Annotated in this window: 15 protein-coding genes; 5 read left to right on the top strand and 10 right to left on the bottom strand. The window is 43.1% G+C overall.

Annotated features, from left to right (window positions below; genetic code table 11):
* Nucleotides 1-36: 36 nt before the first annotated feature.
* From CEX98_RS11730 to CEX98_RS11720, 3 genes are all read right to left on the bottom strand, one after another.
* On the bottom strand, nt 37-2712 hold the full coding sequence (locus tag CEX98_RS11730; RefSeq protein ID WP_099642253.1) for a hybrid sensor histidine kinase/response regulator: 2676 nt from the start codon (nt 2710-2712) through the stop codon (nt 37-39).
* Nucleotides 2713-3149: 437 nt separating this feature from the next.
* Entirely contained in the window at nt 3150-6083 is a 2934-nt protein-coding gene (locus CEX98_RS11725; protein ID WP_099642252.1) for a TonB-dependent receptor domain-containing protein, read from the bottom strand.
* Between the two features lie 463 nt (nt 6084-6546).
* A complete protein-coding gene (locus CEX98_RS11720) occupies nt 6547-7647 on the bottom strand; it encodes a tRNA nucleotidyltransferase (RefSeq protein ID WP_099642251.1) in 1101 nt (366 codons plus the stop codon).
* 90 nt (nt 7648-7737) lie between these two features.
* Between CEX98_RS11720 and CEX98_RS11715 the strand changes: the two genes are divergently transcribed.
* Both CEX98_RS11715 and CEX98_RS11710 read left to right on the top strand, forming a co-directional pair.
* Entirely contained in the window at nt 7738-8652 is a 915-nt protein-coding gene (locus CEX98_RS11715) for an ExeA family protein (protein WP_099642250.1), read from the top strand.
* Nucleotides 8653-8660: 8 nt separating this feature from the next.
* Complete coding sequence (locus CEX98_RS11710) at nt 8661-9650, top strand: general secretion pathway protein GspB (protein ID WP_099642249.1); 990 nt, start codon at nt 8661-8663, stop codon at nt 9648-9650.
* A gap of 38 nt (nt 9651-9688) precedes the next feature.
* Here the strand turns inward: CEX98_RS11710 and CEX98_RS11705 are convergent, their stop codons facing one another.
* Nucleotides 9689-10900, bottom strand: a complete 1212-nt coding sequence (locus CEX98_RS11705) for an HD-GYP domain-containing protein (RefSeq protein WP_099642248.1) — start codon at nt 10898-10900, stop codon at nt 9689-9691.
* 128 nt (nt 10901-11028) lie between these two features.
* Between CEX98_RS11705 and CEX98_RS11700 the strand changes: the two genes are divergently transcribed.
* Nucleotides 11029-12342 carry a M20 metallopeptidase family protein gene (locus CEX98_RS11700; protein WP_099642247.1) on the top strand — a complete coding sequence of 438 codons (1314 nt, stop codon included), beginning with the start codon at nt 11029-11031 and terminating at the stop codon, nt 12340-12342.
* Between the two features lie 125 nt (nt 12343-12467).
* On the opposite strand, the gene CEX98_RS11695 is transcribed toward CEX98_RS11700, so the two are convergent.
* Nucleotides 12468-13808 (bottom strand): peptidoglycan DD-metalloendopeptidase family protein, encoded by a 1341-nt coding sequence (locus CEX98_RS11695; protein ID WP_099642246.1) that lies wholly within the window; start codon nt 13806-13808, stop codon nt 12468-12470.
* 151 nt (nt 13809-13959) lie between these two features.
* Here CEX98_RS11695 and tyrS point away from each other — a divergent pair, with 151 nt between their 5' ends.
* Entirely contained in the window at nt 13960-15159 is a 1200-nt protein-coding gene (gene tyrS, locus CEX98_RS11690) for a tyrosine--tRNA ligase (protein WP_099642245.1), read from the top strand.
* Between the two features lie 61 nt (nt 15160-15220).
* On the opposite strand, the gene CEX98_RS23455 is transcribed toward tyrS, so the two are convergent.
* The 5 genes from CEX98_RS23455 to CEX98_RS11670 form a co-directional block, all read right to left on the bottom strand.
* Nucleotides 15221-15571 carry a cobalamin biosynthesis protein gene (locus CEX98_RS23455; protein WP_277948922.1) on the bottom strand — a complete coding sequence of 117 codons (351 nt, stop codon included), beginning with the start codon at nt 15569-15571 and terminating at the stop codon, nt 15221-15223.
* The gene (locus tag CEX98_RS23450) at nt 15568-16176 is read right to left on the bottom strand and encodes a cobalamin biosynthesis protein (protein ID WP_277948921.1); all 609 of its coding nucleotides are present in this window, start codon (nt 16174-16176) and stop codon (nt 15568-15570) included. The genes CEX98_RS23455 and CEX98_RS23450 overlap by 4 nt, the downstream gene beginning before the upstream one ends.
* The gene (gene mtnN / locus CEX98_RS11680) at nt 16176-16883 is read right to left on the bottom strand and encodes a 5'-methylthioadenosine/S-adenosylhomocysteine nucleosidase (protein ID WP_099642244.1); all 708 of its coding nucleotides are present in this window, start codon (nt 16881-16883) and stop codon (nt 16176-16178) included. Before mtnN ends, CEX98_RS23450 begins: the two co-directional genes overlap by 1 nt.
* Before the next feature lie 109 nt (nt 16884-16992).
* Nucleotides 16993-17583 carry a DUF2726 domain-containing protein gene (locus tag CEX98_RS11675; RefSeq protein ID WP_099642243.1) on the bottom strand — a complete coding sequence of 197 codons (591 nt, stop codon included), beginning with the start codon at nt 17581-17583 and terminating at the stop codon, nt 16993-16995.
* A 183-nt stretch (nt 17584-17766) separates the two neighbouring features.
* Nucleotides 17767-19671: an aminotransferase class I/II-fold pyridoxal phosphate-dependent enzyme gene (locus CEX98_RS11670; protein WP_099642242.1), complete on the bottom strand. Its 1905-nt coding sequence runs from the start codon at nt 19669-19671 to the stop codon at nt 17767-17769.
* Between the two features lie 258 nt (nt 19672-19929).
* On the opposite strand from CEX98_RS11670, the gene CEX98_RS11665 reads away from it, so the two are divergent.
* Complete coding sequence (locus tag CEX98_RS11665; protein ID WP_099642241.1) at nt 19930-20925, top strand: YncE family protein; 996 nt, start codon at nt 19930-19932, stop codon at nt 20923-20925.
* The last annotated feature ends 5 nt before the right edge of the window (nt 20926-20930 follow it).

Genomic DNA, 20930 nt, shown 5'->3' with positions numbered 1-20930 from the left:
TTCTTGTTCGGTATAATTTAAGATACGCTAACCGGTTTAATTGCCATTACTTGCCGTTTTGTCCATTGATAACGTGTAACGTATAGCTTCAGTAAGCTTAAGTAAGTGATAGTGGAGGTCGCCACTTTGTACGTTACGCAGGCTCGCTTCTAACTCTCCTGCAGCCTCATGAATATTCATAAAGCCGAAGCATCCAGCACTACCTTTTATACTGTGGGCTAACGCTCTTAAAGACTCCCACTCATGCAGGTCATAGAGTTGCTGAAGCTCTGTGAGTTGCCCTGGCAGCTTTTCTATATAGTTGCGGCTGATCTGTAAAAACTTTTCGGTTTGCAACAAGGCATCCCAAGAGGAGGCTTTATCATTCTGAATTTCAAGATACTGAATTAGTAGTTCCCCCAATCGCTCTTTATCAATAGGTTTGCCAAGTGTAGCATCACACCCAGCCTCAACATGATTGTCGATATCGTGTTTCATCACATTGGCAGTAAGCGCGATTATTGGCCCATCATAAGCGGCGTGTCTAAGCATTTGTGTTGCTTCTTCGCCGCCCATTACTGGCATTTGCATGTCCATTAAAATGAGCTGATAATCCTCTACAAGCGCCATTTCTACAGCCTCAGCGCCATTATTTGCGATATCCGGAACGATCCCCCAATTGGATAACAATAATCTAATGAGCTCTTGATTATCAGGGTTGTCCTCTGCAACGAGTACTTTAGCATCTAGGGTTTTTCCAGCTGCGATTTGTGCTTTATCTTGATCTACTTGCTGCGTGCGCTCTAGTGCATTTAACCACTGATAGGGACGGGCGTGGAAGTTTCCAGCTACTTCCACAGAAAATAAGCTACCAGAGCCTTGCTGGCTTTGAACATGGACATCGCCCCCAAGCAACTGAGCGAGATTTTTTGAAATACATAATCCGAGTCCAGTACCACCAAATCGCCGAGTGGTGGTGGTGTCTGCTTGCTCAAATGGCCTAAACGCGCGTTGTAGTTCACTTTCCGACATGCCGATTCCAGTATCTTTAATACTAAAAATAAACTTTTCAGTGTCAGGCTTAAACTCTACCTTTAAATGCACTCCACCATATTCGGTAAACTTAACCGCATTGGTGGCAATGTTTAATAAAATTTGTTTTAGCCTTGTTACGTCGGTATAGAGCTTATTGGGAAGTGGTAAAATAAACTCGGTTGAAAAGCTAAGCAACTTCTCATTGGTCATGGGCTCAATGATGGACTCAATATCATTGACCAAAGGCATTAGCAGAACTTCAGATTCTTCAACGTCGAGCTTTTCTGCTTCAATTTTTGACAGATCTAAAATATTGTTAATCAGTTCCAGCAAGTGCTTTGAATTTCGCAAGATAGTATCAAGGTGTTGCTTTGCTGCGGGAGAGTCTGGGTGTTGGATGAGCTGCTCGGTAAAGCCCATGATGGCCGTTAAAGGCGTGCGTATTTCATGACTCATATTTGCCAAAAAGCGGCTCTTGAGCTGGTTTGCTTGTTCGGCTTCAATAATAGCAATCTCAAGCTTGCTATTGGTTTGTTCAAGCGCTTTAGTGCGGTCTTCTACTTTCTCCTCCAAGTGTTCTTTGTAATCTTCTAATTCTCGTTGGAAAGTGCGGATCTGACCAATCATGTGATTAAAGTCTTTGAATAAAACACCGACTTCATCGGAATTATGTTCGGGTAATGCCACCATCAGATCGCCATCACCAACACGATGACTTGCTTCACCGAGCAGCTCTATGGGATTGAGTAGCAGGTTTCTGACTACAATAAAAATGAGAATAGGCAAGGTTACGACAGACAAGATAACAATAAGCGCGGTGATCAAACTGATGGTTTTGCCGGAGCGGTAAAGCAAGGATTTCGGGATTGTAGATATATAAAAATACCCACCACTAAGCTGGGCGCTATAGGTCATTCGCTCAATATTATCAATACTGCTGATCTTCATAGAATCAAGCTGACCTGAATCGGCAATATTGCTAATCTCTTCAACTTCACTGGCACTCAAGTAATGACCGATAAGGTTGGTATTGGAGCTAAATAACACTTCGCCATCAATACTCATTAAAAGGTTGAGCGTGTTGTCGTAGGGCGCTTCAAGAATACTGGTACTAATTAGAGAAGGGGAAACTTGCACCACGATATAACCCTGCTGACGAGGTTGTTTCAGTTCGTAGTCAACGCTATAAACTTGTTGGACAAAATACAGTTGGGTCCCCGCACTGGAGGCTACCATAAACTGATGTTGGCGCAGGTTACTTTGCTGGATTTGTTTAGCAAACGGGTAAAGATTAGGAGATTCTCCTAAGTTACTGGAATAAAATGCCGAGCTTGCGCCATCTGGAGACAGTAGATTGATGCTAATAATATCAGGGTATGCTTCACTGTAACTGGCAAATACGTCCATCAGTGCACCCAGTCGTTTGGTTTTCTCCATTCGTTCTAAATTTGCAGAGTTGAGAAAATCACTGAGAACCGGGGAGGTGGAGAGTAACTTCGTAGTGGACTGGTATATTTCGATGTAATTGAACATCTTTTGTTGTTGTTGTTCAACGAAACGACTAACAATGAGTTTAGCCTGTTGTTGGGTAGAGCTCGTAACGTTAGTAAGCGTGAACCCGCCTAAAAACAGCAAAGGCAAAATGACAAGAGGTGTGATATACCATAAGAGTCGAATACTTAACTTGCTTGTTCTCATGACGAATTAGCTACCTTGCTACACAAAATTCTGACCTCATAAAAATGAACAGGAAGAATATACCAATCGAATTAAGGTTCAAACCAATTTGAAGGGGCATCTATCACGTTAGTTATGTTGAAAAATGCCCGTTTAAACAACCAAGTAGTGAAATTTAGCTTTGCCAATAAGGTCAGTACCTACAGCAAAATGGTTCGTCGATTTAGTACCATGAGTATTAAATCATAAGCGGAGGGAGGTGAATACTCAAGTTTGTTCAAATGGGTCGAAAATACGATAAAAGGTAAGGTAACCTGAGCTTCGAATAATAAATGCCTTTCTAGCAGCCAGTTTTAGCGTTAACTGCGTTGAATTCACTTCCAATAGCTCATTTACTTAATGCATTTGGTATAAAAAAGCCTCCAGAAGGAGGCTTTAAATGACAAATTTATGATGGATTAGAAGTTATACTTCATACCAAGTGATAGTCGACGGCCTTTCACGTCAAAGAACTCACCGTTATCATACGTTTCAGGAGTACGAGGAGGTTCTCTATCAAATACGTTATTCACACCAACACGTAGTTGTAGGTCCTCAACTAGGTAAGTCTTATACATAAAGTCTACAGTTGTGTATGAGGGTACGTCATTGTAGTTATTGTCTTCTGGTGTCCACTCATTGTCATCGACGGTGCTATGACGGTAGTTTACAGTAACAACATATGCCGAGTCATCGTGGCTGTATAGTGCACTAAAGCGACCTTTCCAGCGTGGCGCATCATCAGTTTCACCCATATAGTTACGGAAGTCTTCAGAGCGGCCTGTTGAGTTTTGGTTGTCTTCGATTAGGTATGTTGCTGTTAACTTAAGCGCGAATTCACCGTTAAGTGCATCAAACTTATATGCTGATTCAAAGTCCATACCTTTTTTAGTGATCTGTGCTGCGTTAATTGGGCGCGCATAGTAGTGCACAATCTCGCCAGTATCTTTGTTACGTACAACGTTACTACAGAACGGGTTATCTAGAGAAGATGCTTCGTAACATAGCTTAACACTGTCGCGACCAAAGTACTCGATTGCACCGTCGATTTCAAATGACCAGTAATCAACAGTAAGATCCAAGCCTTCAATAAACTCTGGTGTATAGATTACACCAACAGTGTAGTCATTTGATACTTCGTTTTGAAGGTCTACATTACCCTGTACATAGCCTTCTAAACTACCACCAGATAACCACTTATCTGAAGGCATCCAGCCTGCTTCTAGGCCATCCGCCTGACAGTTATTAATGATGTTTTCTCTGTACTTATAATTGCTGCTAAGTTCTGCAATTGAATCGGCGCGACAAATATCCGCACGACCCGAATTGTAAGTTGTAGAGTTAGGGGTAAATAGGTCACCTAGATTTGGCGCACGTACTGATTTAGAGCGATTCAAGCGAATGCGTAGTTCTTCAGTCACACCCCAGTTTAATGCCATTTTCCAAGCATCGTCACCGCCTGTTACTGAGTAGTCCATGTAGCGATATGCACCTTCAAAAGTAAGGTCTGTAGCTAAGAACTGATCCACAAGAAGTGGTACAGAAATTTCAGTTGAAAATTCGTTAACTTTGATTTCTCCATCCATAGGTAGGCTAGAGTTACCTTTAATCAGGCCTTTTTCCATGTTTTCAGATGGACGGATCTTTGCAACTTCACGGCGGTGTTCAGCTGTAAATGCTGCACTTACGTAACCCGCAGGTAATTCGAATAATACACCGTCAACAGTCGCGCTGAATACTGCTTGGTCGTGTCTGGCAAAACGGGTTGCGGTTGCTGAAATGTAACCTTGCTGCTCTTGGTTCGCACGCATCGCACCCATTGGGTTGAATGGTACACAACCTGCACGCGCACCGGTTACGTTACCGTCATCATCGCGAGTAGCGCAAACAACCTGACCGTTATCATCGATAACTGAATCAATGGCATAGGCTAGGTTCTTTTTATAAACCTCACCTGTCCACAGGGTATCTTGCTCAATTCGACCGAATTGGAAGTAGGTGCTATAACCCCAGTCATCATTGATAATACCTTCAGCACCAATCGATGAACGGAATACTTCACGCTCTTGGTTATACTCTCGGTCACCCCATAAATGTTCGTTGGCTTGATAAAGTGTTACAGAGTCTAAACCAGCCTCGTCCATTACTTTACCCATCGAATCACTTACAAATGCACTATCGCGACGAATAGTGTGAGTAAAAAATGCAGGGCTACTTTCAGTTGTTGCTTCTGTCTTTGAGTAAGTGGTATCGAAAGTCAGAGCGTGATCATCGTGTAGCTCGTAAGTACCATAAAGCGTACCAATCACACGCTCAAGTGGAGTACGGAAGTAATCCTTATAACCATGTCTGAAGATTGCATCACCTGGATTTTCGTCATCGTAAAGGTAACGACCTGCCGCGCGAACTGGCTTATCAGTAAGTTGAGCTGGATCGTCGATTAAACCTAGACCATAATCGAAAGGACGCATTGTGCCGTCTTCATCGAAAGTGAAGTGGTTGTTTTCAAAAGCTTCACGTGTCTTTGTACCTTTCCACGCGAAGAAGTCACCACGCTCCGAGTAGTAACCTAGTGCAGTTGGGTGGTTAAACTGGATATCCGCTGGAATACCATCACTACCACCTGTGTTTGCTGGGTTAGAGATAGATCTCATGCCGCGTTTGTAGAAATCACGGTCCATTTTTGCGTAGCTTTCGCTTTTGGTGTAGTTCAGTGATGTGATGAACGATAACTTGTCTAGCTCTTGACCACCTGTAATTGAGAAATAATATTCTTCACCACCGCTTTGCTCAGGCTTTACAGTGGAAACATCAACTTCTATACCATCGAATGATTTCTTGGTGATGATGTTTACCACACCTGCAACTGCATCGGCACCGTATACTGCTGCTGCACCACCTGTAGCGATTTCAATACGTTCAATAATGCTAGTAGGGATGTTGTTTAAATCTACAGCAGTATCACCAACAGAACCTGGTACAAAACGACGACCATTTACAAGCACTAATGTACGCTCAGAACCTAGACCACGTAAATCAGTGGTGTTTAAGCCTGATGCGTAGATATAGCTAGTTGTATTTTCAGGAGATAAGCCAACCGTTGCCTGAGGCATTTCAGCTAAAAGGTCGTTTACGTTTGTAATACCTTGGTTTTCAAGTTCTACACCACCGATAACGGTAACAGGTGTTGGTGATGTAAGGTTAAAGCGTTTGATACGAGAACCTGTAACTTGAATACGCTCAACAGACTTAGCTTCAGTTTGTTCGTTAGCAACAGCTACTGAACCGCTTACAGCACCAGCGATCAGCGCCGTTTGGATGCTAGCAGTAACTAGATTTAACTTCTTCAACATTTTGACCCTTTTTTACTTTGTTTATAGCAATGACCGAACTTTTTATTAATTCTTAAAGTTGGCACTTCGCAATATAGGTGCTGCGTTTTTACCATAAACAATTGTTAAACATGGATTTTGTTTGAATGTTGATGGTGTATATGAAAGGTTTAATCTGTGATTTAAGTGTTCCTTATTTTGTTTTTTCTATTTAAATCAGGTGTTTGTATGGTTTGTTTGTGTAATGTATTTTTTACGGTGAGTGAGTGCTTACAATTTTCGTTATTAATTTAGAAACAATTATTTTATCTTTGGTGGGATTGGTACAAGTTTTGGTGTTTTATTTGAGCGTATTTGTAGCCAAAATTGTAACTTGGGTGTAATTTTGTCTGTTTAAAAAGTGATCGGTTGGTGTTTGGGGAGGGATTTTGTTGGGAACTTTTTCAGATAGGCTAAAGAATAGCCTATCTTTTTAGTTGTTGAACTACACTCGTATAGCTTTTAAACGACGCTGTTTTAGTTGTAGTTGGATTGCTTTACCATGGTGCCCCTCAGCGATGATCTCTTGTACATCTATGTTGCGAGTTGCTAAAAAATTCTGAGTAAGTTTGTCACAAAGCACACTTAAATTATCACTTATCTTGCTACAAATATAACAAAAGCGCGCAAGCTTTTGCGGTCTGCGCCAAGCGTCAATGTTTTGTAAAATAGTAAGCCAGTCATCAGCGGTTTTATTTTCTTTGTTTAACAGCTCTAAGTTTGAAAGTAATTCTTTGCCACTTTCAATATAAATATTTGGGACTTTGAACTGTTTTGCCTGCACTAAATCTGCACTGGTCGAGCCCGAAAAATAAAGTGCTAGGCAGAATTGAGCGACAGCATTTAGCTCGCTGCCGTTTTCGAGCTTTTTGATTGTCTCTTGATATTGCTTTTGTGCGATATGCTCCCAGCTGGGAATATAGGGGGCAACAAACTCTAGCGCTCCCAGTTCTGAAATGATAGTTAAAAAGTGGCCTAGACCATTATCTTCTATGGTCTTTTCTATTTCTAGCCATATACGCTCTTTAGTTAAGGTTTGCAATTCTCCCTCAGCGACCATATGTGTCATAAGGCGCCAAGTCTCTTCTGCGATTGTAAAATGATAATCTTGATAACGAGCGGCGAACCTCGCGACTCTTAACACTCGTAAAGGATCTTCACTAAATGCTTCACTCACATGGCGTAATACTCGATTTGCTAAATCTTTTTGGCCACCATAGGGGTCGATGAGCGAACCGTCTTTGTCTTTTGCGATGGCATTGACCGTTAAATCGCGACGCAATAGGTCATCTTCTAACGTGGTTTCGGGTCCAAAGTCACAAATAAAGCCGGTGTAGCCTTGTCCACTCTTTCGCTCTGTTCGAGCTAGGGCATGCTCGTCTTTGGTTTTTGGGTGCAAAAATACCGGAAAGTCACTACCAACTTGTTGATATCCTTGTTGAGTCATTTCGGCTATGGTGGCGCCAACCACCACATAATCTCTCTCTTTTACTGGTCGTTTTAGTAATTCATCTCTTACGGCACCACCAACTAGGTAAATTTTCATTTTCTACATACCATTTTATGCGATTCGAGGTTTTATCTTGAATCGGATTTTGCCATTATAGAGCGCATCATAACAATAAAGAGACAAGTCGTGTATTTACGCTATTTTGGGTTAACCGAAAAACCTTTCTCGATTGCGCCAAACCCTGAGTTTTTATTTCTGAGCGAACGTCACAAGGAAGCACTTGCCCACCTAACTTATGGGTTAGGGGATGCAGGCGGCTTTGTATTACTTACAGGTGAAGTAGGAACGGGTAAAACCACGGTCACCCGCAGCATGTTGGCTCAGCTACCTGAATCAACACAAGTTGCGTTTATTTTAAACCCATCGCTTTCAGAGCTAGAATTGCTGGCAACTATCTGTGATGAACTAGATATTGAATATGACGCTAACAACGCTACGTTAAAGTCGCTAACTGATGTGATCAAGCATAGGTTGTTGGCAAATCACCAAAGCGGCGGCCATACGATGCTGATCATCGATGAAGCGCAACATCTAGCGCCTGAGGTATTGGAGCAGCTGAGATTACTAACAAACTTAGAAACCGACCATAAAAAATTATTACAGATAGTGCTGGTCGGCCAACCAGAGCTGCAGCATTTACTGCAGCGAAACGAGTTAAGGCAACTAGCACAAAGGATCACTGCGCGCTATCACTTGCTACCACTGAGTGAGTCTCAGGTATTTGCTTATATTCAGCATCGATTGCAAAAGGCAGGTTGCCAGCAAGCTTTATTTCATCACGATGCGGTTGCCTACGTACATCAGGTTACCGCCGGGATCCCAAGGTTGATAAACCTGCTGGCCGACCGGTGTTTGCTTGGAGCATATTCTGCTTCACAGACTCAGGTTACAAAGGCGATTGCAATTCAGGCCGCAAAAGAAGCGCTACCAACTAACTTGGTACCGGTTGAAAATCAAGCGAAAAGCCGTAAGCCGCTATTATTTAGTGCTTGGCTTGGGGTATTGTTTTTGGTCGGCTTTGGCCTAGCTAAATTGGTATAGAGGGAAACATGTCGTATTTAACAAGTGCAATGAAACAGTCACAGCAAGGCGTTGATGCTGAGCAAGATTACCTCAGTCAAAGACAAAGTGCACAGCTCGTCTTTTATAAAAAACTGGTCACTTATGCTGGGGCTGGTATTTTGTCTCTATCGTCAATGGGGGCTGGATATTACTTAGGAAAAGTAACGGCGACAGACGATAATGCATTGACGCTAACCGCCAGCACCGCGAAAAATAGCGAAACTAAAGCTACATTATCTGAAAAGCTTAAAGAGCAGCCCCCGACAGAGGTCAATCCGCAAGTACAAACGGTACAAAATACAACTCCGCTAGTTTCAACTCCACAAGTGAATACGCCAATTAACCAGGCCGCTGCTGAAAACGCGGTGAATACTGATGTTAAGGCGGCACAGCCGGAACAACACTTTCAGTGGGTGTCAGTACAAGTTGGTGTAGATAGTCAGGGGCAGCCTTTATATCAGCAGCAGCTTGTGCCTGTTGATTCAGTCAAAGCTGTACCTGCGCCGTTAAAGTCTCAGCCACGCGTTGCCAAAGTAACTCAAGACTCGTCACCTGGTGAGATCCAAACAGAAGGGGAGTATGCTGGTTATCGAGTTTTTGGTAAGACAGCGTCACGACAGGAAGATGAGCTTGCCGGTGTGTCAGATGAGTTGAAAAAAGCCTTTGCAGAAGCGGTCAAAGAGACCGAATCTCATGAAGAACCTGACGTTCTCGCGACGACGAAGGACTCAGCGTCGGTTACCCCTATTGGGCTATTGCCTGCTCGGCTACAAAATACTATTCCAAGCCTACGCTACCAAGCGCATATCTATGCGACTGAGGCTCATGAGCGATGGATAAAAATTAATAATAGGCCACTGTATGAAGGCGATAGCCTAGGTGCGTTAACCGTTGTTGAAATTACACCCGAGCAAACTCGTTTTGACTTTGATGGAATTGAGTTTAGTTTAGAAGCGATGGAAGATTGGTTACCCTAAAACTTTCTTATACTCTGGGTTCTACGACTAAGAGTAGGCTAGGGTAACATTGAATGCTTAAAAAAGCGGATCAGGTCGAGCTTGAACTCTTCAGGCTTGATCGCAGACTCTAATTCGTCATTTGCTTTTTTAGCGCTGAGATCTATGTCTTGAACCTCAGTGTAGTGCATGTATTTGGCTTGGTAAAATACCTTCACCACGGGCTTGAGTGGTTCTTTTGGATTACTCTGTGCAATTACACCCACTTTACCGCTAGTAAGTTTAACTAAAGTGCCTACCGGGTAGACGCCGATACAGGCGATAAAGTGAGTTAATAACTGTTCATCAAAGTGGTGAGGGCAGCCCTCTCGCATCAGTTTAAACGCCTTAATTGGCGTCATCCCGTCTTTATATATGCGCTCTGCTGTGAGTGCATCATACACATCGATGATAGCGGCCATTCTGACATGCTGTGGCAACTCATCTGCCGTTTTGCCATAAGGATACCCAGAGCCATCCAAACGCTCATGGTGATAGCCTGCAATTTCACAAGAAACTTGGCTAAGCCCTGCGTTTAGTAGTATGTCAAAACTATACTTAGCGTGAGACTTCATGATGTTGTATTCGTCTAATGTGAGCTTGTCGGGTTTATTTAAAATGCTATCAGGGATCTCGATTTTGCCAATATCGTGGAGTAAGGCCCCTGTGGTCATCTCTTCAGTTAGCGCTCTTGAGTAACCTAAGTGCTTACAAAAAATAGCCATCAAAATTGCAACATTGATAGAGTGCTCTAGTAGGTAGGTGTTTTTTTCTCTGATCCTAGCAATGCAAGAAAGCGCATCTTGATTACGAAATACCGAATCAATAAAACCTCTGGCGGTTGTCTTAAATGCGTCGATTTCAATTTCTCTGCCAGCCTTTATATCGTTAAATGCTTTATCTTGTATTGCTCTGGCTTCGTCATAAAGTTTGACCGCTTGTTTCATCTCGGCGTCAACACTGCATTTTTTTTGCCAAGGGTCGTGAGGCGGCTTTTGTGGCTCTTCTATGCTGTCATCGTGAGGTGGCTCGTCATGTGGGTCATGCTCAGACAGTCTTTTGCTCGGATCGACGGTTACTTCAAGCACTCCCGCTTTTTGTAGCTTCTCTATGCTTGTTTTTGTTCTCACCCAGCCTTTTGTTTTAATCGCCACTGAGCCTGTCTGCTTTGTTACATTGACAACAAACATACCCGGCTCTAACTCACTGATATCAATATTAATCTCTGGCATAGTGGTTCCTTCAATTGAGACTTTAAGCGTAGCAAAGCTTGCAAAAATAGAAAGGAACAAAATAGAAATATGATTGATTTTTATCCGCCAAACCCGCATTCTGGACAAAACAAAAAGGAGTCTATTTTATGCGCTTATCCCCTTTGGCATTGGGCCTTATTGCCACAATTTCTTGGCATGCATGTGCAGATCTTAAACAGCAAGTAGCCGAGTCTATGCCCGAACTAGAATCTTTATATCTACATTTGCATCAAAACCCTGAACTCTCTTATCAAGAAGAAAAAACTGCGCGTCGGTTAGCAAAAGAAATGCGAACACTCGGCTATGAAGTTACTGAAAATGTAGGTGGTTTTGGTGTGGTAGGTTTGCTGAAAAATGGCGCAGGCCCAACAGTCATGATCAGGGCTGATACCGATGGTCTACCGATAATCGAAGAAACGGGCAAACCCTATGCTTCAAAAGTAAAAGTAAAGGATGACGCCGGGAATCTTGTTGGGGTAATGCATGGATGTGGGCATGATATCCATATGACCAGTTTAATTGGTACCGCAAAGCAACTAGCGGCCAATAAAGATAAATGGCAAGGGACGCTGATGTTAGTTGCTCAACCAGCTGAAGAAGTGGGTGGTGGTGCAAAAGCAATGTTAAAGCAAGGGTTGTATTCCAAATATGCCAAACCTGATCACGTATTGGGGTTACATGTGAGTGCCTCTGTTCCGGCTGGAAAAGTCGCTATCGCGCCTGGGTATGCATTAGCCAATGTTGATTCAGTTGATATCATAGTAAAAGGTAAAGGTGGGCATGGTGCTTACCCTCACACCACAATCGATCCGGTGGTATTGGCTTCACGTATTGTTCTTGGATTGCAAACTATCACCGCTCGGGAAATTTCACCGCTTGAGCCTTCAGTGATCACTGTCGGTTCTATTCATGGTGGGTCTAAGCACAACATTATTTCAAACCAAGTCAAGCTACAGCTTACACTGCGCTCTTACAATCCAGATGTTCGCAATCAGCAAATTGCAGCAATTCAGCGCCTCACAGCGGGCATAGCAAAAAGTGCAGGGCTTGATGATGAGCTACTCCCTGAGGTTATCGTACATGAAAGTGAGAGTATTCCGTCGACTTATAATAATCCAGAGTTAGCCGAGTTTGTAACAGAAGCTATCAAGCAGGAAATCGGTGCTAACAATGTAGAAGAGTCACAACCTGTAATGGCTGGGGAAGACTTTGGTTTATATGGTCGTACCGATGAGAATGTGCCGATCACTATATTTTGGTTGGGTGGGGTTAACCAAACAGCATTTGACGCCGCACAAAAAAGTGGTGAGCCATTACCATCATTACACTCCAGTCAATTTGCGCCTGACTACCCAATCGCGATTGCAACGGGAGTGAGGGCGATGACCAACAGTACAATATCTTTATTTAATAAGGGTTGAGCTAGCAATACTATATCGACTTAATCGAGTAAAACGTCTTATCCCGAGTTTAGGTTAAATAAAAAGGTAGTCATGGACTACCTTTTTATTATTCAGTTCATGCTTATTATCCTGAACTGGCTGTATTAGTCTTTGCTATTTGCTGCGAGCATCAGCTCTCGATTACGCGCGAGCTTTGCTAGCATGGCATCGGCAATCGGCTTAAACTTAGCAAGCTCAGATTGCGGCAGTGGCTCTGACTTGGGCAGTTTTACCGTCTTCGGGTTGCGGTGAACGCCGTTAACCAAAAATTCGTAATGAAGGTGAGGACCAGTCACACGACCTGTGGCGCCAACAGTACCGATCTTTTGGCCTTGCTTCACCTTTTGGCCTGTTTTTACCGCACGCTTATTGAGGTGTAAATACTTAGTCACATACTTACTACCATGCTGAATAAACACATAGTTACCATTGAGCCTGTTATAGCCAGACTTCAGTACTTTACCGTTACCAGAAGAAACCACAGGTGTACCAACACGAGCGGCATAATCTATGCCATTATGAGACGATACTCTTCCCGTTACTGGATGTAGGCGGCGTGGATTAAAGCTTGAACTGATATATTTGAAGTTAACAGGCGCTCTCAGGAACGCTTTTTTCATGCTGCGTCCTTCAGGGGTATAAAACGCATCGTCGGTATGACGAACTGCACTATAGCGCTCTCCCTGATTGATGAATTCAGCGGCAATAATTTTACCATTACCAATTTCTTCACCGTCGACATAATGTGTTTCGTACACTAATGCGAAGGAGTCACCTTTACGGATATCGTTAGCAAAGTCGACATCCCAACCGAAGATATCGGCAAAGTTCATGATCTGACGTTCACTCAGACCAGCTGAAATACCAGCACTCCAGAAACTAGAATTAATCGCACCACCTGCTGATTTTTCCCGAGTTTCTATTTCTTTACTTTCAATTTTAGTTTCGTAGTTACCCTCGTCGTTGCGCGTCACAAATAATGTGTCGGTTTTTGACAAGATGTACTTTAATTGGGCTAATTCACCACCGTCATCGCTCGCAAAGCTCAGCACTTCTCCCGGATGAATTTTAGTGAGCTTTCGGGTCTCTGCATTGGTATTGACCAGATTATGTAACGTTTTAGCAGAATAGCCTGCGCGCTTAAAAATCACAGCAAGACTGTCGCCAGACTTTACTTTGTGGTCTTTAAATTCAAATTCAGGCTGCTTAGGTGCAGATTCAGGCGTGAGAACTGGTGCTGCATCTAATTCAGTAAGCTGCTCTGTTTTTTCTGATATTTTTACTGGCAACTCATAACGTTTCCCAACTTCTAAGGCTTTGCCGTCATTGTCTTTTGAAGCGGTTGCTTTTTCTGAAGGGATCAGGGCAATTCCGACCATCGCAGATAGGAAGCCGATGATGAGCACTTTGTGCTTTTTGGGGAGCTTATGAACCACGTGAACCATAATGCGCCTTTTCTGCTGTCAAGAATTATTGTAGATAATATTGCAGGATATACGTAATAAACCCGTAATACCAGCGTTTTGTGCATTTAAACTCGGATAAATATAGGCTAGAATCGAGCGATTACAAGTTATAGCTGTTGGAGTGAGAATAGTGGATTTAGAAACTGCATTTGCAGAGATTAGCCGTGGTGCAGAAGAAATTTTATTGCAGGATGAATTAAAAGAAAAGCTGAAGTCAGGTAAAAAACTGCGCATTAAAGCGGGTTTCGATCCAACGGCACCTGATTTGCACTTGGGCCACACGGTGCTAATCAATAAAATGAAAACCTTCCAAGACTTAGGTCATGAAGTGATTTTCTTGATTGGTGATTTTACCGGTATGATTGGCGACCCAACGGGAAAAAATGTAACCCGCAAGCCGCTAACGCGTGAAGATGTGCTAGCTAATGCTGAGACTTATAAAGAGCAGGTATTCAAGATCCTTGATCCTGCGAAAACGACGGTGGCGTTTAACTCTGAGTGGATGGAAAAGCTAGGCACAGCCGGAATGATTAAACTTGCTGCGCGTCAAACTGTGGCACGTATGCTAGAGCGTGATGACTTTAAAAAGCGTTATGCAAATGGCCAGGCAATCGCAATTCACGAATTCTTATATCCACTGGTTCAAGGCTGGGATTCGGTTGCATTAGAAGCCGACGTTGAACTTGGTGGAACTGATCAACGCTTTAACTTGCTAATGGGTCGTGAGCTACAAAAAGACGAAGGTCAAAAGCCGCAAACAGTACTTATGATGCCTCTTCTAGAAGGCACTGACGGTGTTCAGAAAATGTCTAAGTCATTAGGTAACTATATCGGTATTACCGACGCACCAAACGATATGTTTGGTAAGGTGATGTCGATTTCTGATGATTTAATGTGGCGTTACTATGAGTTGTTAAGCGCGAAGACGTTGGATGATATCGCTGCACTGAAAGAAGAAGTCGCAGGTGGTCGCAATCCTCGTGACATTAAGATTGAGTTTGCCAAAGAAATGATCGCTCGATTCCACAGCGAGGCAGACGCAGAAGCAGCGCATCAAGATTTCATTAAGCGTTTCCAAAAGAACGCATTACCAGATGAAATTCCAGAGGTAACGGTAACGATTGAAGGTGAAAGCACGTTTATCACTAACTTGCTAAAAGAAGCTGGATTGGTGGCGAGTACTTCAGAGGCGATGCGCATGATCAAGCAAGGTGCTGTGAAGCTTAATGGTGAAGATAAGGTAACGGACACTAAGCTAGAAGTAGCCAAAGGCACATGTGAAATCTACCAAGTAGGTAAGCGCAAGTTTGCAAAAGTGACTGTAAGCTAAGTAACCTGCTTAATTGGTTTTATGGAAAAGAGGTCAGTATATCACTGGCCTTTTTTGTTATTTACAACATCAAACCTGCAAAGTTAATGATCACCAGTAGCAAGGCACTAGTGGCAATAAATAGCCAACGCATTTGATTAAGTAACTTGAGCAAATGTTGAATATGCTCTGCTGTAGGTTGGTCTTTGGCACCTACTCTCATAACATCAAATCGCTCACCAAAATAAAAGCGCGGCCCTGCAAGCTGAGTGTGTAAGTTTGCGGCAAAAAAACTTAGCGCCCAACCTGAGTTAGTTTGGTTAAAATGGCGGCCATAGTACTTGATATAGTGCCAAGTTTGCTTTGGTCTAAGGAGCAAAGAAAAGCAGGTAATTAATAACCGAATTGGCACAAACTCAATAAGCCAAATCACGCGGCAAGGCTTGCCATAAAACGACTGGTGGGGGGCATTACTTGTCGCCAAGCATGGTCGCATAGTAGTAATAGCTTATAAAATAGTGCGCAGTAGGGGCCTAACATCAGGTAGAGCAAGGCAATGACAAAAAAATGGCGCAGGGTATGTAATGCGGTGCTATCTATGGTTGCTTTACAAACCCCAAGTTCTGTTAGCTTTTCAACATCTCTTGCCACCATTCCCTTCAACACCGCTCTTGCGGTTACTTTCTGTTTTGATTTTATGAGCGACATAATGCGTTTGGCGCGACTTTCGTGGCTTATATCCAAACATAAAAATAAAACTAACCCACCAAGCCAGTTTGGATAAAATGCAAAACTAATAATTGCATAGGTAAGCACTGTAATGGTCAGGGCGGGGAGGACAAATCCGAGTGTGCCAGATAGTAACTGATAGCTAGGTGCTGATTTGGGTCGATAAACCCGTTCAGCGATTGCTTTAAAAACTAAGCTTAGGACAAGGTTTGGATGATAAACCGTAGATAGCCTTATGCTAAGGCTAGTAAAAACAGCCAATAAAAAAATGATCAGGCCCTCGTGGGCCTGAAGCAAGCTATCGAGCACTAAAGCGCAACCTTATCCAGTTTCGCCAGCAGTGCCATAACCATTTTTGAAGAGTTCACTGAAGCAACTTCTAGGTATTCTTCGAATGACTGCGGCGACTCTTTGCCGGCAATGTCGGATAATGAGCGGATCACAACAAACGGTGTGTTCAATGAGTGGCATGCTTGTGCGATTGCTGCACCTTCCATTTCTACCGCTAACATAGTTGGAAAATCTGCGCGTGCTTTATCAATGCGAACTGGGTCACACATAAATGAATCACCAGTGCAGATAAGACCAACCATGGTTTGAATACCTTCAAGCTCATGTACGCTTTGTTCAGCGGCTTCAACGAGTTTGGTATGCGAAGTAAAAGCTGCTGGCATTTGTGGTACTTGCCCGATTTCATAGCCAAATGCAGTAACATCCACATCGTGATGACGAACTTCAGTTGAAATAACCACATCGCCGACATTGAGTGAAGGCTCAAAACCACCTGCAGATCCTGTGTTAATTACGCAGTCTGGCGTAAAATTATCGATAAGCAAAGTCGTTGCAACTGTCGCTGCCACTTTACCAATACCAGACTGTACAAGCGTTACGTCAAGACCTGCCAGCTTACCGGTATAAAAAGTAAAGCCACCTTTGGTCAATGTTTGCGGGTTTTCCATGGTGTTACGCAAAATGGTAACTTCTTGCTCCATTGCGCCGATAATGCCTACTTTCATTAAAAGATTCCTAATTTGTGGCGGGGAGAAACCCCTGTGTCAGAATTATGTTTATTATACGAAAGGGGTTTTGATAGGTAAAACAAAAAACGGGCTGGCGCCCGTTTTGCTATATTTCTGCCAACTGAGTTGACTGTGCTTTTGCCTGTGATGGAGACAACACCGCCGGTTTGTAAGAGCGATTTCTGGTTTTCTTCGGCATCTCTACTTTTTGGCCTAGCTTGAATAAGATTGCAGCTCGCACCTCTGCGCTTTGATAACCACTTTTAATCTTCATTCGAATGTGCGGAATGCCAGCAGACTCAAGTGCACCACTAACGAACCAATCTTTTTGTGCTTTGTGGCCATTTTTGTTGGAGTTATTAACTAAATCAACCGCGGCAACAATTTTCAAGGTTTCTTTGTCTACGAGTACATAATCTAATTGCTTGTTTTTTGCCTTAGTCACAGCGGCGCGACGCGCTTTTTGCGAAATTCCCGGCTTGCATTCGATCACATCAATTAGCTTAATGCGGCTAACGATTTTATACTTATCGCCAACGGCGCGCTCCAATAAATGTAAAAAGGATGCTTCAACGGTAGTAAAAACCGACTCTTTACGATTAAACGGATAAGGATTGCCACCCACATCGGTGTACTTAGAAGCGACAATGGAAGCGACAACCACTAAAGCCAAAATAGCAAGTAACGCAAATTCCATACAAAACTCCAAATCAAAAAAATGACATCTGTAGTTTTATAAGCAATAGCTGTGCCAGAAGGGTAGTAATTATAAAATGGTAAGAGTGTATAGACAGAAAAAATAAAGCGCTTAAGTAGCCAGAACTAGGCAGCAGTGTTTTATAGCATGGCTGCCTAGTACGATTAATAAGAACGGGGCGCGTTATTTGTCTTCTTTCAGCACGTAGATCTCGCCGTCAAAACTACCTTGAATGGTCAATCCTTGGCCTGCCAGCTCCTTGAGATATTCAATATGCTCTTGAGTGATATGTTGACCTGGCACCAAAAGCGGAATACCCGGAGGATACGGGGTGACTAAACCTGCACAAATACGGTTGTTGCTCTTGCCAATAGGCACAGATTCACGCTCACCGTAGAAGGCATCACTAGGGATACAAGCAAGGTCAATTGCGGGTAAATTCTCAGGCAAGCGCGAGCGTCGCGTTGATTTTGATAGCTTGACCTTACCGCCATCGAGTTTCTTTAAGGCATTGTATAAACGAATGATCTTTGAGCGTGTACCACCCAAGGTTAGTAAGACTAAGATGGTACTGTGGGTGTATTTCTCAATCTCCAGCCCTATTTCGTCCAGTAGGAACTTGTGAATGTCTTTTAATGAGTAAGGCAGCTCGCTAATATCGATAAGGATTTTTAGCGGATCATGACCCATATTATCGCCACTAAAATGTGGGAATATATTCATAAAGTCTTGCTTATCAAGCACTTTTATATGTTTGAGTGAGGCCATCTGCAGCTTGAACTCTGCAACATGGTTCAGTAGCGCATTGAGTAACTTGTACCCTTCCATCTCCAACTGCTTTTGGCACACATCCAAAGACGCTATAAGCTGATATTTTGGCGAGGTGCTGGCGTAGATACTGTAAATCTCACGGAAAAAATCAGCATCGAAATCAGGGTCGTTAATATGGATATAAGAGGCCTGAGAAAACGCCGATACGACTTTATGCGCCGAGTGGGTGACATAATCGGCACCAGCGTGAATGGCGGAATAATGGCGCAAGCTAGGGTGAAAGAGAGAGTACGCAAACCAAGCTTCATCAATAAAAACTTTGATGCCATGCTGATGGGCAAATTCTACGACTTGTTTCAGGTCGCTCAGTAAGCCATCGTAGGTACAGCCTGTGAGCACCAGTAGTTTTGCATCGGTATTTTGCTCAATTGCCTGTTTAATGTCGGCCAAAGAGGGCGGTGCGAATATGCCATATTTTGGATTTAAAATACTCGATAAATAGATAGGGAAGCTGGCCGATTGCAAAATACCATAGTGCACAGACTTATGGCAGTTACGGTCGATGATCACCTTATCGCCTTTGCGAAGTAGGGTTTGTAAAATGATTTTATTCGAGGTGGACGAACCGTTGGTCACGAAGTAGGTGCGTTTAACCTCAAACGTTGCCGCTGCGGATTCCTGAGCGCGGCCAATGGTATTGGTGCTGTCTGACAGTGAACCTAAAGAGTCAACCGAGACAGACAAGTCTCCGACAAATACATTGCGGCCATAAAATTGATAAAAATCTTTGATATAAGGGGAGTTTCTAAAGCTAGAACCACCGCTGTGACCAGGAGTATGCCATGAATCGTTCGCTTCGCCGACATAACTGCGATACGCCGTCCAAAATGGCGTCTCGGCTCTGTCATCAAAGTCGTTGATCATATATCCTAAAATGGCTTCTGGATCAGAGATAACTTCATCTTTGAAAAAGAAGGACTCTATGTCTTCCGACTCATTGACTATCTCAAGCCCTTTGGTGTCATCGCCGATAACGTAAACCGGTAATTCAAGTCGAATACACTTTAATTGCTCGATAAAGCGACTATAGGTTTGCTCACCACTTTTGTGCTGCACATCCCAACTCAGTACCACGGCCTGAATATCACCATCTTCCGTGACATGCTCCAAGGCTTTTGAAAGTTCAAGGCATTCAATAATATCAATTTGAACATCCTCCCGCTCAAAGTTAGGGATTGTTTTCGACAGATTGCTCGAGAGCGCTTGCAATACGTCAGGTTCTTGTTCGATCAACAGGATACGAAGGACAGGTAGCATAAAAAGATTCACGTTAAAGTTTTGACATTATCATTAGCATAAAGAAAGCACATAAATTTGTGAAATCAATACTTTGAAAATATTTGAGAAATGGTGATACTGGATGTAGGCGGGCAGTTATCGTGAGTTAAGGTGAAACTTAGGGTTGAGTGCTTTTTGAACGCTATATTACTATTGTTTCTCAATAGCAAATACAGTCTGTGCCTATAAGGGGAAGTACGAGTAATCATTCAGGCTAACACATAAACAGGAGTCAAAATGAGATTGGTTAATTATGTGGTGTATGTGCTCTTATTTGGGGGGGTAATAAGCTTACCTTCATGGGCTGATACAAATAACTTGTCGGGAACATTGGTGGTGGTAAATAAAAAGGCTGATTCAGTTGACTTCATCGATCTTAACAGCCGAAAAATCAAGCTGACGCTTGCAACTGGCGGAGGTCCACATGAATTGGCAATGAGTGCCGACGGGTACACGGCTGTCGTCACTAATTATGCAGGTGGCAATAGTTTAAGTGTTTTTGACGTTCGACAAGCAAAAAAGGTAAAAACCATTGATTTATCTCGTTACCCAAGCCCACATGGCGTGTTGTTTTTAAAGGACCAAAAACGTGTTGCGGTATCGTCTGAAGGCTCCGACAGCGTTGTGATCGTTAATATAGAGTCGGGGAAGATAGATAAAGTTATAGCGACAGAGCAAAGCGGCTCTCATATGGTGGCGCTGCCGGAATCTAGCAAGCGCGTGTACACCACAAATATGCGTGCAGATACGGTGTCTGAATTAGATGTAAAGTCGGGGGCTTTATTGCGCAAAATTTCAATGCCAAAAGTACCAGAGGCTATTACCATAAATAAAAGTGGCTCAGAGCTCTGGGTTGGTAGTAACGGAGACGGTTTACTAAGCGTGTTTGATGTAGAACAGGAGCACATTATCAAGCAATGGAAAGGCTATAGCTTTCCATACCGAGTGTTACTCACCCGCGATGAGCAGTTTGCCGTGATCCCTGATTATAGGGGGCACACGCTTGATGTGGTCGATGTAAAAAGCAAGGAAAAATTGCGTCAAATAAAATTTGAGCCAGGAACAGGACCAAAAGGCGTTATTTTTCACCCAGACGATCGCACTTTATTTTTATCCGCCTACCAAAAAAATAAGGTCTTTGTTATCGATATCATATCTGGCAAAACCTTATTTGAACTCCCTACTGGTAACGGACCAGATGGAATCGGGTATTCAGCAGTGGTATTGCCGTAGGCTAA

Origin of the sequence: Pseudoalteromonas piscicida, assembly GCF_002744175.1 — a bacterium.
Taxonomy (GTDB): domain Bacteria; phylum Pseudomonadota; class Gammaproteobacteria; order Enterobacterales; family Alteromonadaceae; genus Pseudoalteromonas; species Pseudoalteromonas piscicida_B.
Note: the sequence above shows the minus strand (reverse complement) of the source record. Positions and strands in the feature narration are given on the sequence as shown.

What these genes read in the sequence shown, in the direction of transcription:
- CEX98_RS11730 (WP_099642253.1), bottom strand. Translation starts at nt 2,712, where the DNA reads ATGAGAACAAGCAAGTTAAGTATTCGACTCTTATGGTATATCACACCT.
- CEX98_RS11725 (WP_099642252.1), bottom strand. Translation starts at nt 6,083, where the DNA reads ATGTTGAAGAAGTTAAATCTAGTTACTGCTAGCATCCAAACGGCGCTG.
- CEX98_RS11720 (WP_099642251.1), bottom strand. Translation starts at nt 7,647, where the DNA reads ATGAAAATTTACCTAGTTGGTGGTGCCGTAAGAGATGAATTACTAAAA.
- CEX98_RS11710 (WP_099642249.1), top strand. Translation starts at nt 8,661, where the DNA reads ATGTCGTATTTAACAAGTGCAATGAAACAGTCACAGCAAGGCGTTGAT.
- CEX98_RS11705 (WP_099642248.1), bottom strand. Translation starts at nt 10,900, where the DNA reads ATGCCAGAGATTAATATTGATATCAGTGAGTTAGAGCCGGGTATGTTT.
- CEX98_RS11700 (WP_099642247.1), top strand. Translation starts at nt 11,029, where the DNA reads ATGCGCTTATCCCCTTTGGCATTGGGCCTTATTGCCACAATTTCTTGG.
- CEX98_RS11695 (WP_099642246.1), bottom strand. Translation starts at nt 13,808, where the DNA reads ATGGTTCACGTGGTTCATAAGCTCCCCAAAAAGCACAAAGTGCTCATC.
- mtnN (WP_099642244.1), bottom strand. Translation starts at nt 16,883, where the DNA reads ATGAAAGTAGGCATTATCGGCGCAATGGAGCAAGAAGTTACCATTTTG.
- CEX98_RS11675 (WP_099642243.1), bottom strand. Translation starts at nt 17,583, where the DNA reads ATGGAATTTGCGTTACTTGCTATTTTGGCTTTAGTGGTTGTCGCTTCC.
- CEX98_RS11670 (WP_099642242.1), bottom strand. Translation starts at nt 19,671, where the DNA reads ATGCTACCTGTCCTTCGTATCCTGTTGATCGAACAAGAACCTGACGTA.
- CEX98_RS11665 (WP_099642241.1), top strand. Translation starts at nt 19,930, where the DNA reads ATGAGATTGGTTAATTATGTGGTGTATGTGCTCTTATTTGGGGGGGTA.